Source organism: Mesorhizobium sp. M0514, assembly GCF_040321145.1.
Lineage (GTDB): Bacteria > Pseudomonadota > Alphaproteobacteria > Rhizobiales > Rhizobiaceae > Mesorhizobium.
In genome coordinates this window covers 1-14818 of sequence record NZ_JAMYQZ010000024.1, presented here as the reverse complement: position 1 = coordinate 14818, position 14818 = coordinate 1, and the positions used below count along the sequence as shown (strand labels likewise).

The following is a 14818-nucleotide window of genomic DNA, read 5'->3' as shown; positions in this document are numbered from 1 at the left end:
GCCGACGCTCTGCGGCTCATTTGACGGCTTGCGGGCTTTCGGCCGGCGATTTGGCCCTCCACAAAGTCCAGCCGAGATTCATGCCGGCGGCGGCGATCAGGATGGCGGCTGCGCCGACGAGCTGGGCCGGATGCAGCCGGTGGCCGAAGGCCATGACATCGACCAGGATCGCAACGACAGGATAGATGAAGGACAGCGACCCCTGCAGATGCGTCGGCAGTTTTTGGATGGCGGCGTACATCAATATGTACACCAGGCCGGTGTGAACGACGCCAAGCGTGGCCAGCATGGCCCAGCTCCAGGCATCGGGGGGCAAATGCGAGAGGTTGGCGAAGGGCGCCAGCATGACGACGCCGACGCAGACCTGGATCAGCGCGATCAGATGCGGCGGGGTGCCCTTGAGCTTCTTGGCGACGATTGCCGCGACAGCCCAGAAGAAGGCCGCTCCGAGCGCCATGACGATGCCGACGACATAATCTGTGCCGGTTATGCCGGAACCGACACCCGCATCGGGCCCTGTCTGCACGATCAGCAGCATGCCGGCGAAGGCGATGCCGAGCCAGGTCAGCTTGGCCAGGGTCAGCCGCTCGCCGAAGAACAGCGCGCCGAAGCCGACCAGCATGAAGGGCTGCGTGTTGTAGACCGCCGTGGCAATCGAGATCGAGGCGCGGGAGAAGGCGCTGAACAGCAACAGCCAGTTGATGACAATGGCCGCGCCGCCAAGAGCGGCGATGGCAACAATGCGCAGCGTCAGCCTGCCGCGCAGCAGCCCGAGTGCCGCGCAGGTGATCAGCAGCGCCACCGCGCCGAAGGCGCAGCGCCAGAACACCACGTCCATGACGGGCTGGCCCGACATGACGACAAACCAGCCGATCGTGCCGACGATCGTCATCGCCGCCGTCATCTCGATCGTGCCGCGTACCGTGTTGTCCATGACAATACCTCTATCTGTTGAGGCCATAATCTCATGCCGCCTTGAGGGTTTATATGCCCTATGAAAGGTGATAAGGGTACAACACCTTATTTAATAAGGCGCGCGCTGCCCTTTTGCGAGGAGATGAAAATGCTGGACGAGTTGGACAGAAAGCTTCTCGACATCCTGATCCTGGATTCGCGGACTTCGTTGAAGGATCTGGCGCAGCAGGTCGGGCTGTCGTCGCCGAGCGTCTCGGAACGGCTGCGGCGGCTCGAGGAACGCGGCGTCATCCGCGCCTTCACCATCGAGATCGACCCGGAGGCGCTGGGGTTTCCGCTGCAGGCGATCGTGCGGGTGCGGCCACTGCCGGGCAAGCTGCATATTGTCCAGAAGCTGATCGAGGAGATCCCGGAATTCGGCGAATGCGACAAGGTCACCGGCGACGACTGTTTCGTGGCCCGGCTCTACGTACGCTCCATCGGCGAGCTCGACAAGCTTCTCGACCGCATCGCCGACAAGGCGGAGACCAGCACCGCCATCATCAAGGCGCAGCCGATCCGGCGCCGTCCGCCGCCACTGAATTAAGCTCCAGCTTGTAGCCGATGTGGCTGGCCTTGAAGCCGAGCCGGTCATAGAAGCGATGCGCGTCCTGGCGGCTCTTGTTGGTGGTCAGCTGGACAATCTTGCAGCCGCGTTCGCGGCACTGTTCGACCGCCCATTCCAGCAAACGCTGCCCCAGCCTTTCGCCGCGCCGGTCCGCGGCGACGCGCACAGCCTCGATCTGGCCGCGCAAGGCGCCCTGCAGCGACAGCCCGGCGAGATAGCTGATCTGCAACGTGCCGATGACGCGGCCGCTATCCGTCATCACGGCAAGAAACTGGTTGGGGTCGGCGTCGATGGCGGCAAAGGCGTCGCGATAGGCCTTGGCGAGTGGTTCGGTCGCATCCTCGCGGCTGCGGCCAAGCGGATCGTCGGCGAGCATGACTACGATGGCAGACAGGTCGGCCGCTTCGGCGCGGCGGATGTGGGGTTCGCTCATTGTCAAAAACCTGGGGGTCAAAAACCTGGGGCCAAAACCTGATGCAGCGGGGACGGCGCCCTTATGCATCGGCGATGATCTTGCCGCAAATCCGGAACCGTCGCTTTACGCACAGTTGATCGACACGGCCGGCATTTTCCCGGTCGCGGCGCAAGGGTTTCTGGGCTATTGCAGGGCACCGTCTTCCCTCCAGCATTTCCAGCTCATGTCAGGTCTGCTCGCCGATCCGTGGTTTTATGCCGCCGCCATTCCGGCGGTGATACTTGTCGGGCTGTCGAAAGGCGGCTTCGGCGGCGCTGTCGGCTTCGTTGGCGTGCCTTTGATGGCGGTGGCCATGCCGCCGGTGCAGGCGGCGGCTATCCTGCTGCCGATCCTGTGCCTGATGGACATCGTTTCGGTGTGGACGTGGTGGGGTGTGTATGACAGAAAGATGCTGGTCGACATGATGCCGGGCGCGGTGATCGGCATTGGGCTCGGCTGGCTGACGGCAGCGCTCGTAACCGAAGAGATGGTGCGGCTGATCGTCGGCGCTGTCGCGCTGATCTTCGTGCTGCGCTGGCTCTATCTCCAGTTCCGCCACGGTTCCGACCATGCGGCGGCGGCCAACCGCATCGCCGCCGCCTTTTGGGGCACCGTCGCCGGCTTCACCAGCTTCGTCGCCCATGTCGGCGGGCCCCCCTTCCAGGTCTATGCGCTGCCGATCCGGCTCGATCCGAAGGTGCTGTCGGGGACATCGGCGATCTTCTTTGCCGCCACCAACGCGCTGAAGCTGATCCCCTACTTCGCGCTTGGCCAGTTCGACACCGCCAACCTGACGGCGTCGGCCGTGCTGATGCCGCTGGCGCCGCTGGCCACCATCGCCGGCGCCTGGCTGGTGCGGCGCATGCGGCCGGAGATTTTTTATCCCTTCACCTACGCGACCGTGGCCGTGGTCGCGGTCAAGCTGCTTTGGGACGGGATCGCCGGCCTGCTCTAAATCCCGCTCAGGCCGCTGCCGGTTTGGTTCGCGGGGCGCTCGCAAAGGTCAGCGATGCACCACCCATGACCACGACCGCCATTGCGCCGAGAGTGGCGATGTCGTGCGCGGTCGGCTTCAGCACCATGTCGGCGACGACGACGATCATGATGACGAAATCGAACTTGACGATCCGTATCATGCGGCGCCCAAACGATATGGCAGCCGGGGTCATGCCGTCCGCGGCAAGCATTGTGGCAAGCTTTTCGAACGAAGGCTTCAGCACGAGGATACCGGTCAGAAACGCGGCGGCGTAGCCGCAAAGGCCGATGACGACCCAAAGGTCGGAGAAGCCGGTCCATAGCGAAGTCAGCACCAGACCAGAAGCCAGGGTCGCGATAGACGCCGGCACGAACAGACGCAAGCCGAGTTTGTCCGTCGTTCTCAGCATGACCATCAGCGTCTCGTCGTCGCCGGCGCGATCGGCGAGTATCGAAACCAGCAGCATGGCGAAACCGCCGCCGAGCCAGAGGATCGCTGCCATGACATGCAGGAATTTGAAGAGAGAATACCAGTCCATTGCCGCTCCTTGTGCATCGTTCCGGGGGTAAACGCTGCTTTCGCGCGTCTGCTTCCGAAGGAGGGCGGATTATCTCCGTACATGTATCCAGAAGATGCCGCGTGGGTGCCGGCTTGTTGCGGTGGCGCCGTCGCCGGATTTTACCGCCAGCCCGCACAATACCCGGCATTTGCCGGATAGACGCCGTGTCGGCATTGGCTGGTTCGCGGCATGATCCTGAAACCTGCGGGGACTAAGACCGACGCTCCATTTTGGCCGCGCGCGGTCGGACCAAGTCTGCAGCAACCAACGAGGGTATCCCATGCAAGGCGTAGCACGAAATTTCTTCACCCCTGGCCGTCATCTATTCCCTGTGCGGCATGGCGCTCGGCCTGCATATGGCGATCTCCAAAGACCATGGGCAGATGCCGACCCACGCGCACACCATGGTGGCGGGCTGGCTGATGTCGGCGGTGTTTGCTTTCTTCTACCACCTGTTTCCAGCGGTCGGGCAAAAGACGATTGCGGTCGTGCATTTCTGGCTGACGGCAATCTGCGGCATCGCACTGATGATCGGGCTTTACCTTGAACTTGCCGGCCATCCGGAGATCGAGCCGGTGCTGGCTTCCTCCTCGATGGGCTTTTATGCGGCAATGCTGCTGTTCGCCTTCATTTCCTTGCCGGCTGTGTGGAAGAAGGCATGAACAAGCCGACGATCAGGCTTAGGGGGCCGTTGTGCTGATACGGCACAGAAGGGCAGCGGTCGATCAAGAAATGTCCGCGCCGTTAAGGGTTCATTAAGCTTTACAGGTGTTTACTATGTCCATCCAGTGATCTGGATTCTTACCGAGTGGTTGGAGCCACTTCGTTTGACGCCTCCCTGTTAAACTCCTGAGAGCCGCCTTATCCGCGGCTCTTTTTTTGTCTGCTTCTGGTCCGCTTGGCGCCCCTGCGCAGGCGTTAACCGTTTGTTAAACATGTGCTTGCCTTCACCGGCGGCGAAGCGCATTTTCAAGCTTCAGTCATCTAGGGTGCCGGCGTTACGGCGATGAAGCCGAATCAGCCGACGGGGCAGTGCAGGGGCGTATCGATGAACGAGCCTTCGAAGGGCAGCGCGAAAACCATCAAGCTGGCGGAACGCCGGGTTTTCTCCCAATCCTTCAAACCGCTCTACCAGGAAGGAATGGGCCTGGTTGAGCAAGCAGCGGAATATCTCGACGGCAAGGGCCGGGCCGAGGCCAAGAAGCTGTCCAGACTGGCGGCGACGCTCTATGCGGCCGAATCGATGCGGCTGACCACAAGGCTGATGCAGGTCGCCTCCTGGCTGCTTTTGCAGCGGGCGGCAAACTCCGGCGAGATGACCCGCGACCAGGTCGCTTCGGAAAAATCCAAGGTGCGTCTCGACACCGCCTCGGCGCATGACGAAGCGGTCGGCTGGGGCGAACTGCCGAAGGATTTCCTCGACCTCGTCACCCGCTCGCTGCGCCTGCAGGCGCTGGTGCGCCGCATGGACGAAGAGATCTATGGCGGCGCGTTTGCCGAGACGCCGGTAACAAGCCGCCGCGCCAATCCGGTTTCCGACCAGATCACGCTGCTGAATACGGCTTTCGCTCGAGGTTAAACGCTTCCCGTTTCCGGTTTGTTCACATTTCCCTGACATCGCTGTGCGCCGGAGGTAGACTTCGCGCATGAGGGAAGCGATTCGCATCATCGGTATCGATCCGGGGCTGAGGCGCACCGGATGGGGCATCGTCGAGAGCCTCGGCAACTCGCTGCGCTTTATCAGCTCCGGCACTGTACGCTCCGACGACAAGGCGGCGCTGGCGACACGGCTCTGCCAATTGCATGACGGGCTGGCCGAGATCCTGCACGCGGCCATGCCGCAGGAGGCGGCCGTCGAGCAAACCTTCGTCAACAAGGATGCGGTGGCGACACTGAAGCTCGGCCAGGCGCGCGGCATAGCCATGCTGGTGCCGGCGCGCGCCGGCCTTGTCGTCGCCGAATATGCCCCCAATGCCGTCAAGAAGGCGGTGATCGGCGTTGGCCATGGCGACAAGAAGCAGATCCACATGATGGTAAAGGTGCTGTTGCCGAAAGCCGTTTTCGACACCGAACATGCCGCAGACGCGTTGGCTATTGCCATCTGCCACGCGCATCACCGGCAAAGCGTCGCCTACAGGATGGCGCTGGCCGGTTAGGCGTGTTCTTGACTTGTTCACGGTAAGGCAGTAAGTAATACCTGAGAGGTATTACCATGCGTGTCACCACCAAAGGGCAGGTCACGATACCCAAGCAGATAAGGGACCATCTGGGCATCGGGCCTGGTTCCGAGGTGGAATTTGTCGCCACCGACGATGGCGCCCGTCTTGTGGCCGTCACCGAAAATCTGTCTGAAGAGGAGGCAGCCCGCAGGTTCAGCGAGGTGCTTGACCGGATGGAGGGATCCCTGGATCTGGGTGGCATGACTGCCGACGAATATATGGAATGGTTGAGGGGGCCGCGTGAAGATCTCGACGTTGATTGACACCAATGTCCTCATCGACGTCTGGGGCCCGGCCGGACCCAATACAAAATGGTCGGCGTCGGCGATTGTTTCCTGCCGCCGCGACGGCGCATTGGTGGTCAACACGATTGTCTGGTCCGAACTGGCACCGCTGATCGCGACGGAGACGGCGCTTCGAAAGGCAGTCGAAACGCTCGAGATCGGTCGCGAGCCTCTGCCTTGGGACGCGGCTTTTCTTGCCGGTGTTACGCATTCGCGCTACCGCCGGGCGGGCGGCGTGCGGGAGCGTACCTTGCCCGATTTCTTCATTGGCGCCCATGCGACCGTTGCCGGGCACCGCCTCTTGACCCGCGACGCTGCTCGCTACCGCAGCTATTTCCCGGAGCTCGACATCATCTCTCCGGAAACACACCCATGAAAGCCCCTTCTTCCATGAAAGATCTGGCATGATCGGCAAATTGAAAGGCACGCTGGACGAGATCGACGAGGATTTCTGCCTCGTCGATGTGCACGGCGTCGGTTATGTCGCCTATTGCTCGGCGCGCACGCTGGCCGCGCTGCCTTCGCCCGGCGAGGCGGTGGTGCTGTTCATCGAGACCTATGTGCGCGAGGACATGATCCGGCTTTACGGTTTCCAGTCGGTGCTTGAGCGCGAGTGGTTCCGGCTGTTGATGAGCAATGTGCAAGGCGTCGGCGCCAAGGTGGCGCTGGCCATCCTGTCGACGCTGGCGCCGGCAGACCTCGCCAATGCGATCGCGCTGCGCGACATCGCCATGGTCAGCCGCGCGCCCGGCGTCGGCAAGAAGGTGGCCGAGCGCATCGTCACCGAGTTGAAGAACAAGGCGCCGGCCTATGCCGGAACCGCCTCCGGCACCATCGGCCTTAAGCAGGAGCTCGGCGAAGGCGTGGCGCCGGCGCCGATTACCGACGCCGTCTCGGCGCTGGTCAATCTCGGCTATTCGCGCGACACAGCAGCCAATGCTGTCGCGGCGGCGCTGAAGACGGCCGGCGAGGACGCCGATGCCTCGAAGCTCATTCGTTTCGGGCTGAAGGAACTGGCGCGGTGAGTGATTGCTTGTCCGGTCCTTTGCCCTGTGCAAGGAAGGCCGCATGAGCCTTTCACCCCGCCTCATTGCCCCGGAAAAGCGCGGCGAGGATGCTGAGCAGACCTTGCGGCCGCAGACGCTCGCCGATTTCGTCGGCCAGGCCGCGGTGCGGGCCAATCTCAAGGTCTTCATCGAGGCCGCCAAGGGCCGCAGCGAGGCGCTTGACCATGTGCTGTTCGTCGGGCCGCCGGGGCTTGGCAAGACAACGCTGGCGCAGATCATGGCGCGCGAGCTCGGCGTCAATTTCCGCTCGACCTCCGGCCCGGTGATCGCCAAGGCCGGCGATCTCGCCGCACTTCTCACCAATCTCGAAGACCGCGATGTGCTGTTCATCGACGAGATCCACCGGCTCAATCCGGCGGTCGAGGAAATCCTTTACCCGGCAATGGAGGATTTCCAGCTCGACCTGATCATCGGCGAAGGTCCGGCAGCACGCTCGGTCAAGATCGATCTTGCCCGCTTCACCCTGGTCGCCGCCACCACCAGGCTCGGCCTTTTGACCAACCCGCTGCGCGACCGTTTCGGCATTCCGGTGCGGCTCAATTTCTATTCGGTCGAGGAACTGGAGCAGATCGTGCGGCGCGGTGCCCGCATCCTGCAAATGCCGCTCGGCGACGACGGCGCGCTGGAGATTGCGCGCCGCGCCCGCGGTACGCCGCGCATTGCCGGCCGGCTGCTGCGCCGGGTGCGCGATTTCGCCTCCGTTGCCGGCGACGGTCACGTCGACAAGCAGATTGCCGACGAAGCTCTCACCCGGCTCGAGGTCGACGCGCTCGGCCTCGACGCGCTCGACCGCCGCTATCTCTCGATGATCGCGCGCAATTTCGGTGGTGGGCCGGTCGGCATCGAAACGATCGCCGCCGGCCTGTCCGAGCCGCGCGACGCCATCGAGGACATTATCGAACCCTATTTGATCCAGCAGGGTTTCATCCAGCGCACGCCACGCGGCCGCGTGCTGACCGCCAATGCCTGGCGCCATCTCGGCCTCGACGCGCCGAAGGATCTGGCGCAGCAGCAGATCAACCTGTTCCAGGAAGAGTAACGGAGATTTGTTCTTCGGAACGGATTTCTGTGCAGAATTTCCTCAAGCTTGCCAGCGTGAAGGCGCATTCTTGGATGCTATCGGGCGTCGTAGTGTCGGCGCGAACTGCTCCGATCAAGGTCGGAGCCAGAAAAGTGATCACCAGACGCGGGTTCCTGAAATTCGTCGGGGGTTCATTCCTCTCGCTGGCGTCGCTCAGTGCCTATGCGGTCGGCATCGAGCCGATGCTGTTGACCCATTTGAAGCGCTACCGGCTGACCCCGCCGCATTGGCCGGCGGGCTTGAAGCTGCGCGTTGTAGCACTTGCCGATATTCACGCCTGCCGCCCCTGGATGACGCCTGAGCGGATCGCTTCGCTCGTCGAGGGTGCGAACGTGCTGCAGCCCGATCTGATCGTACTGCTCGGCGACTATATCTCAGGCATGTCCCTGGTGACGAACCGGGTGGAGGCCCATGAATGGGCGCCGGCCTTGTCAGGACTGAAGGCGCCGCTTGGTGTCCTGTCGATCCTCGGCAATCACGACTGGTGGCACGATCCTTTCGCGCAGCAGGCCGGAGCGGGGCCGACTGTGGCGCGCAAGGCATTGGAGGAAGCCGGCATCTCGGTTCTGGAGAACGACGCTGTGCGTCTGGAAAAGAATGGATACGGCTTCTGGATCGCCGGACTCGCCGACCAGCTGGCCCTGTTGCCGAACAAGGCCGCAGGCCGCGACAAATTTGAAGGCCTCGACGATCTCGACGGCACGCTGGCCAAGATCACCGACCAGGCACCGATCATCCTGCTTGCGCATGAGCCTGACATTTTCCCGAAAGTGCCGTGGCGGGTTTCGCTGACGCTGTCGGGCCACACACATGGCGGGCAGGTCAGGCTGTTCGGCTATTCACCGGTGGTGCCGTCCCGCTTCGGCAACCGCTTTGCCTATGGCCATGTCGTCGAGAATGACCGCAATTTGATCGTGTCAGGCGGGCTCGGCTTCAGCATCGCGCCGGTGCGCTTTGGCATGCGGCCGGAGATCCTACAGATCGACCTCGGTTAGAGCATGCCGGTATTCAGGTGATGCCGGCCTGCAAATGAGGTGTTCCTGCGCTTCCGGTAGTCACGGACCAAAGTCCGCTCCGTTCCGGTTCTCGGACCCCTCATTTCCGACTCGGCCTGATCTGGATCTCGACATGCCTAGGGCTAATGGAGCGAGCGGATTGCATCCATCACGGCGGGTTCGGCCTTTTCGCCGTTGAAGGCATCGACGATGCCGAAGGCGCCGCCAAAACTCCACACCGACCATGAGAAGCCATGCGCCTCGGCGCGCGCGATCATGTCCTTGACATAGGCCGCGCGGTATTTGGGCGGCATCACATAGGGATTGCCATATTCCTGGCGGATCATGCCGAACTCGCCCAGCGTGATGTTTTCCGGCTTGATGGCGTTGGCCTTCGCCCAGGCCTCGACCTTTTCGAACGGCGCATCCATGACGCCGAGCAGCTTTTCGTCCGTGTCCATGCTGGCGACTTGTTCATCGAGATAGGCGAGCAGGCCGTTCCGTCTGGTCCGTGGCGCCTCGGCTTTTATCTTGGCGCGGATCGCATCCAGCGTCGCATCGAGCTCGGCGCGCGGCACCGCGGTCAGCGGATAGGGCAGGCCGGTAACATAAAGAATGAAATCGCCGGCCCAGGTCGCGCCCTGATGCGTCAGCAGGAACGGGTCGTAGGAGTGGAAGGTCCAGATGAGGTTGTCGTCGGGGACCGACTTTGGATCGATCCTGACCAGCGAAGCCGCATTGGAATAGCAGGCGCCGGTCAGGATCAGCGTCAGCCTGGTGGCCGAGGCGCGCGCGGCCGCCAACAGCTTTTGCTGACGCTCCGGCCACAGGCTGGCGCCATCGCTGTCGCAGTCGACGATCGGCTCGTTCATCGGCTCGAAGGCGACCTGCGCCGGGTCCTCGGAGGCCAGCGTGCGCGCCATTTTGCGGACGACCTCGACATAGGCGTCGAAGGTTGCGGGATCGTCCATCACCTGGCCCATGCCGATCTCGCGGCCGCCGCCGGCGGGAATCAGATGCATGTCGACGATCACTTTCAGACCGGCCCGGTTGATCATGCGCGCCGAGTCCCGCACGCTGGCATAAAGGTCGTCACGCAGCGCCAGTGTCTGGTCCGACATAAACGGCGAGGGATCGACCGGCATGCGCAGAAAGTCGAAACCGGCGGCCTTCAGCGCCTTGAGGTCATTCTCGTTGAGGAACTTGCGCCATTCCGGATAGGGCAGGATGGCTTGTCGGTCGTTCCATTTGTCTTCCCCGACCCAGGTCGTCCACTGGTCGAGGTTGAGGCCGCGCTTCATCGAAAAGCTAGCGGCCTGACCGGGAAGCGCAGACGCCGCCAGCACCAGCAGCGCTGCTATCACGGTCTTGATCATCGCCGTCAACAGTGCCATCCGGTTTGCTGCGCTGGTGATTTTGGCAAGACAGGTGCCCCGCCGGGGGCAAAAAGGAAAGCGCGATGGACGATCATGGTGAATCGGCGGCGCTTGCCGGCGGGCTTTCCGGAGCCTTGACGGAATTCGGCCATCGGCTGATGGCGCGAGTCTATTATGCCGACACCGATTTTTCCGGCGTCGTCTACCACGCGCGCTATCTCGAATTCTTCGAGCGCGGCCGCTCGGACTATCTCAGGCTGGCGGGCGTCCACCACACAGAACTTCACGAAGGCAAGCACGGCGAACGGATCGTCTGGGTGGTACGGCGGATGGAGATAGATTTCCGCTCGCCTGCCCGCATGGACGACATCCTGACCATCGACACATCAACGCAGGATATTTCCGGCGCTCGCATCGTCATGGCGCAGCAATTGAAACGCGGGACAGAGGTACTGGTCGAAGCAAAGGTCGAGGCGGCGATCATCGGCGAGAACGGCCGGCCGAAGCGCTTTCCGAAAGAATGGATCGCGGCCTTTCTACCAGGAGCAAGCTGATATCCAGGCCTGCCGGCCGGCAACGAGCGGCCAATCGGCAGCGCATTCGATTGTGGATGGATGGCCCGCGTCGTGCCTTGGCGCGGCAATGCGCCGCGCCATATTTCCTAACCCATCCTTAACCATAACGGTTCATGAAGAGATTGGTGAAGATTGGAAGAATCCGCGCGCCTTCCTTTCACCAATATTTGCCCTGAAAAGGCCGCCAACGGTGCATTTTGGGGTTAATCCGGAAGCCAAGCGCGAACGGACCACAAGGGATGCCCATGGGCCAGCCGCCAGCCATGCCCGGAAAATCTTAAGGACTGAAGCATGGAAACTACCGCACTCGCCGATCCGGCAGCGCAATTGTCGATTTGGGCGCTGTTCACACAGGCCAGCTGGGTGGTCAAGCTGGTCATGATAGGTCTGCTCTGCGCCTCGGTCTGGACCTGGGCGATTATCGTCGACAAGCTGGTCAGCTATGCCCGCATGCGTCTGTCGCTCAATCGCTTCGAACAGGTGTTCTGGTCGGGGCAGTCGCTGGAAGAGCTCTATCGCACGCTTGCCGACCGGAAGACCACGGGCATGGGTGCGATCTTCGTCGCCGCCATGCGCGAATGGAAGAAGAGCTTCGAGAAGGGGGCCAAATCGCCGCTCGGCCTGCAGACCCGCATCGACAAGGCGATGGACCTGGCGTTGACGCGCGAGATGGAGAAGCTGGAGGGCCGTCTCGGCTTTCTCGCCACCACCGGTTCGGCTGCACCCTTCATCGGCCTGTTCGGCACCGTCATCGGCATCATGACCTCGTTCCAGGCGATTGCCGGTTCGAAAAACACCAGTCTCGCGGTTGTTGCACCCGGCATTGCCGAAGCGCTGCTGGCGACGGCCATCGGTCTTCTCGCCGCCATACCGGCGGTTATCGCCTACAACAAGCTGTCATCCGACGCGAACAAGATCGCGGTGCGGATGGAAGGGTTCTCGGATGAGTTCTCCGCCATACTCTCGCGCCAAATCGATGAAAAAGTAGCGCCTAAGGGCTGAGGTAAGAAGATGGGTATGTCGGTTGGCATGGCAGGACGCGGCGGACGCGGGCACAGGCGGCGCGGCCGCCACCATGCATTGATGTCGGAAATCAACGTCACGCCGATGGTCGACGTGATGCTGGTGCTCTTGATCATCTTCATGGTCGCCGCACCTATGTTGACGGTCGGCGTGCCGGTCGACCTGCCGGAGACTAAGGCCAAGGCTCTGAACGCCGACACCCAGCCGATCACCGTTTCGATCGACGCGGCCGGCAAGATTTTCCTGCAGGAGACCGAAATCCCAAGGGAAGAGCTGGTCGCCAAACTGCAGGCGATTTCCAAGACCGGCTACGAAGAGCGCATCTTCATCCGCGGCGACAAGGCGACCAACTATGGCGCCGCGATGGAGGTGATGGCCCTCATCCAGGCCGCCGGCTACAAGAATATCGGCCTGATTTCACTGCAGCAACAGGATCAGTAGACGCACGATGAAGACCGGCCTCACCACATCGGTGATACTGCATACGGTGGCACTGGCTTTCGGCCTGTTCACCCTGTCGGCGCCGGCCGCGCTGCCGTCCACGGATGTCGAGTCGATAGCGGTCGACATCGTTCCCATGGAAGCCATTGCGCAGACGCTGCAGGGCGACAAGAAGGCGGTGATGCACGAAAAGCCGGCGCCGATGCCGACCAAGCGTCCCGACATCGTGCCAGATGCACAGAAAATCGGCGAGAACAGCGTTGATACCGACAAGCCGGTGACGGACGAGCCCAAGCCGAAGCTGGTGGAGAAAACAGCGACGGCTGCTCCGGCGCCGACCCCGACCGAAAAGCCGAAGACCGAGGACACGCCGAAGCCAAAGGAAGCGCCGAAGCCGACACCTGCGACGGAGGTGGCGCCGGAGCCGCAGCCGAAGGAAGAGGTCAAGCCCGAGCCGGTGAAGCAGGTTGAACCGAAGCCGACCCCGGTGAAGGAGCCTGCACCAACACCGCAGCCGGACACGACCGCCGCCATAGAGCCGAAGCCACGCGTGAAGCCCGACGCGGTCGCCGAAGCCATATCGGATCAGCAGCCTCTGGAAGAAGCGCAGCTTCCGACTTCCGCTCCTGCTCCGGAAGCACGGCCGAAGCCGCAACCGGCGCAGGCTGAAAGCGCGAAGGCTCCGGACCGCAAGGACGCCGACAAGCCGGTCAAGGAAGCCTCGTCGAAGCCGAAGTCCGAGGAAAAGCAGTTCAATGAAGGTGAGATCACTGCTCTGCTCGACAAGCAGAAGCCTTCTGGCGGCGGCGCCAAGCGCTCGACGCAGCAGGCGTCGCTCGGCGCCGACAAGACCCAGGGCCAGAAACTGTCGCAGGCCGAAATGGGCACTTTGTCGGATCAGCTGGGCAATAGCTGGACCCTTCCGGTGGGGGTTGAGGGCTCGGAAAACTTCGTCGCCGTGATCGTGTTCAATCTCGATGCCTCCGGCAAGCTCGAAGGCCGTCCGACCGTCGAAAAATCGAGCGGAAACCGCCAATTCGACGAGAGTGCGGTACGTGCCGTCCAGAAGGCAAACATGGCTGGCCTGCAAGTTCCTGCCGGCAAGCATGATATCTGGGCCCAGGTTCGAGTCACTTTCGACCCCAGGGAGATGCTGGGGCTCTAGGCCTGGTATCCACAAAATCAGTTACGAGAAGCGAGAAGACATGAAATCCATCCTCAAGCCGCTCCTGACGATTGCAGCCATGGCGCTGGGCATGACTGCCGTTGCCACCTTGCCGGCGCGAGCACTCGTCGAGATCAACGTCAACAAGGGCAATGTCGAACCGTTGCCGATCGCAATCACCGATTTTCAAGGTGAGCTTGGCGCCCAGATTTCCGATATCGTCAGCGCCGACCTGAAACGCTCAGGCCTGTTCGCACCGATAGACAAGAACGCCTTCATCGAGAAGATCGCCAATCCGGATGCGCAGCCGCGCTTCGACGACTGGAAGGTGATCAATGCGCAGGCGCTGGTTACCGGCAGTGTCGCAAAGGAGGCGGACGGCCGTATCCGCGCCCAATACAGACTGTGGGATACTTTTGCCGGCCAACAGATGTCGGGCGAACAGTTCTTCGCCAATGATGCCAATCAGCGCCGCGTCGCCCACATCATCGCCGATGCGATCTACGAGAGGCTCACCGGCGAGAAGGGCTATTTCGACACCCGCGTCGTCTTCATCGACGAATCCGGCGCCAAGAATGCGCGCAAGAAGCGGCTCGCCATCATGGACCAGGACGGCGCCAATGTGCGCTATCTCTCGGACGGCCGCTCGATCGTGCTGACACCGCGTTTCTCGCCGAACCGGCAGGAAATCACTTACATGTCGTACGAAAGCGGCCAGCCGCGGGTCTATCTGCTGCAGATCGAGACCGGACAGCGCGAACTGGTCGGCAACTTTCCCGGCATGACCTTTGCGCCGCGCTTCTCGCCCGACGGCCAGAAGGTGATCATGAGCCTGCTGCGCGATGACGGCAATTCCAACATCTTCGCCATGGATCTGCGAAGCCGCTCGACCACCCGGCTGACCAACTCGACCGCCATCGACACCTCGCCCTCTTATTCGCCCGACGGCAGCAAGGTGGTATTCACTTCCGATCGTGGCGGCCGTGCGCAGATTTATGTGATGGGCGCCGACGGCTCGGGCCAGACCCGCATTTCGTTCGGCGACGGCGTCTATTCGACGCCGGTGTGGTCGCCGCGCGGC

Annotated in this window: 18 protein-coding genes and 1 pseudogene; 15 read left to right on the top strand and 4 right to left on the bottom strand. The window is 62.3% G+C overall.

Translation table 11 applies throughout. The features are described 5' to 3' along the window. Positions 1-16: 16 nt before the first annotated feature. Positions 17-934, bottom strand: a complete 918-nt coding sequence (locus NKI61_RS12490; protein WP_023827020.1) for a DMT family transporter — start codon at positions 932-934, stop codon at positions 17-19. 129 nt (positions 935-1063) lie between these two features. On the opposite strand from NKI61_RS12490, the gene NKI61_RS12485 reads away from it, so the two are divergent. Further along, positions 1064-1501: an Lrp/AsnC family transcriptional regulator gene (locus NKI61_RS12485; protein ID WP_023704892.1), complete on the top strand. Its 438-nt coding sequence runs from the start codon at positions 1064-1066 to the stop codon at positions 1499-1501. Here NKI61_RS12485 and NKI61_RS12480 read toward each other — a convergent pair. Further along, the gene (locus NKI61_RS12480) at positions 1458-1955 is read right to left on the bottom strand and encodes a GNAT family N-acetyltransferase (protein ID WP_023827019.1); all 498 of its coding nucleotides are present in this window, start codon (positions 1953-1955) and stop codon (positions 1458-1460) included. The genes NKI61_RS12485 and NKI61_RS12480 overlap by 44 nt on opposite strands. Before the next feature lie 205 nt (positions 1956-2160). On the opposite strand from NKI61_RS12480, the gene NKI61_RS12475 reads away from it, so the two are divergent. Further along, positions 2161-2931 carry a sulfite exporter TauE/SafE family protein gene (locus tag NKI61_RS12475; RefSeq protein WP_352839658.1) on the top strand — a complete coding sequence of 257 codons (771 nt, stop codon included), beginning with the start codon at positions 2161-2163 and terminating at the stop codon, positions 2929-2931. A gap of 7 nt (positions 2932-2938) precedes the next feature. Here NKI61_RS12475 and NKI61_RS12470 read toward each other — a convergent pair whose 3' ends face one another. Beyond that, a complete protein-coding gene (locus NKI61_RS12470) occupies positions 2939-3490 on the bottom strand; it encodes a DUF2269 family protein (protein ID WP_023827016.1) in 552 nt (183 codons plus the stop codon). 301 nt (positions 3491-3791) lie between these two features. On the opposite strand from NKI61_RS12470, the pseudogene NKI61_RS12465 reads away from it, so the two are divergent. The 8 genes and pseudogenes from NKI61_RS12465 (at position 3792) to NKI61_RS12430 (ending at position 9157) form a co-directional block, all read left to right on the top strand. Next, positions 3792-4173: pseudogene (locus NKI61_RS12465) on the top strand (hypothetical protein). Between the two features lie 386 nt (positions 4174-4559). After that, entirely contained in the window at positions 4560-5090 is a 531-nt protein-coding gene (gene rcdA, locus NKI61_RS12460) for a protease adaptor protein RcdA (RefSeq protein ID WP_023827015.1), read from the top strand. A gap of 67 nt (positions 5091-5157) precedes the next feature. Then, complete coding sequence (gene ruvC, locus NKI61_RS12455) at positions 5158-5667, top strand: crossover junction endodeoxyribonuclease RuvC (RefSeq protein ID WP_023834639.1); 510 nt, start codon at positions 5158-5160, stop codon at positions 5665-5667. Between the two features lie 56 nt (positions 5668-5723). Continuing rightward, positions 5724-5993 (top strand): AbrB/MazE/SpoVT family DNA-binding domain-containing protein, encoded by a 270-nt coding sequence (locus NKI61_RS12450; RefSeq protein WP_023737866.1) that lies wholly within the window; start codon positions 5724-5726, stop codon positions 5991-5993. After that, positions 5971-6390 carry a type II toxin-antitoxin system VapC family toxin gene (locus tag NKI61_RS12445; RefSeq protein ID WP_023827013.1) on the top strand — a complete coding sequence of 140 codons (420 nt, stop codon included), beginning with the start codon at positions 5971-5973 and terminating at the stop codon, positions 6388-6390. Before NKI61_RS12450 ends, NKI61_RS12445 begins: the two co-directional genes overlap by 23 nt. Before the next feature lie 28 nt (positions 6391-6418). Next, complete coding sequence (gene ruvA / locus NKI61_RS12440; protein ID WP_023737864.1) at positions 6419-7039, top strand: Holliday junction branch migration protein RuvA; 621 nt, start codon at positions 6419-6421, stop codon at positions 7037-7039. 43 nt (positions 7040-7082) lie between these two features. Then, entirely contained in the window at positions 7083-8120 is a 1038-nt protein-coding gene (gene ruvB, locus NKI61_RS12435; protein ID WP_023700287.1) for a Holliday junction branch migration DNA helicase RuvB, read from the top strand. Between the two features lie 134 nt (positions 8121-8254). Further along, entirely contained in the window at positions 8255-9157 is a 903-nt protein-coding gene (locus NKI61_RS12430; protein ID WP_352747439.1) for a metallophosphoesterase, read from the top strand. Between the two features lie 143 nt (positions 9158-9300). On the opposite strand, the gene NKI61_RS12425 is transcribed toward NKI61_RS12430, so the two are convergent. Beyond that, positions 9301-10551 carry a glycoside hydrolase family 5 protein gene (locus NKI61_RS12425; protein WP_352747441.1) on the bottom strand — a complete coding sequence of 417 codons (1251 nt, stop codon included), beginning with the start codon at positions 10549-10551 and terminating at the stop codon, positions 9301-9303. A gap of 65 nt (positions 10552-10616) precedes the next feature. On the opposite strand from NKI61_RS12425, the gene ybgC reads away from it, so the two are divergent. From ybgC to tolB, 5 genes are all read left to right on the top strand, one after another. Continuing rightward, positions 10617-11087 (top strand): tol-pal system-associated acyl-CoA thioesterase, encoded by a 471-nt coding sequence (ybgC, locus tag NKI61_RS12420; protein WP_023673845.1) that lies wholly within the window; start codon positions 10617-10619, stop codon positions 11085-11087. 312 nt (positions 11088-11399) lie between these two features. Next, entirely contained in the window at positions 11400-12110 is a 711-nt protein-coding gene (tolQ, locus tag NKI61_RS12415; RefSeq protein ID WP_023673844.1) for a protein TolQ, read from the top strand. Positions 12111-12119: 9 nt separating this feature from the next. Continuing rightward, positions 12120-12572 carry a protein TolR gene (gene tolR, locus NKI61_RS12410; RefSeq protein ID WP_352747444.1) on the top strand — a complete coding sequence of 151 codons (453 nt, stop codon included), beginning with the start codon at positions 12120-12122 and terminating at the stop codon, positions 12570-12572. Positions 12573-12579: 7 nt separating this feature from the next. Beyond that, on the top strand, positions 12580-13737 hold the full coding sequence (gene tolA, locus NKI61_RS12405) for a cell envelope integrity protein TolA (protein WP_352839655.1): 1158 nt from the start codon (positions 12580-12582) through the stop codon (positions 13735-13737). Between the two features lie 40 nt (positions 13738-13777). Then, a partial coding sequence (gene tolB, locus NKI61_RS12400) for a Tol-Pal system beta propeller repeat protein TolB (protein ID WP_352839653.1) occupies positions 13778-14818 on the top strand: 1041 nt, incomplete at its 3' end.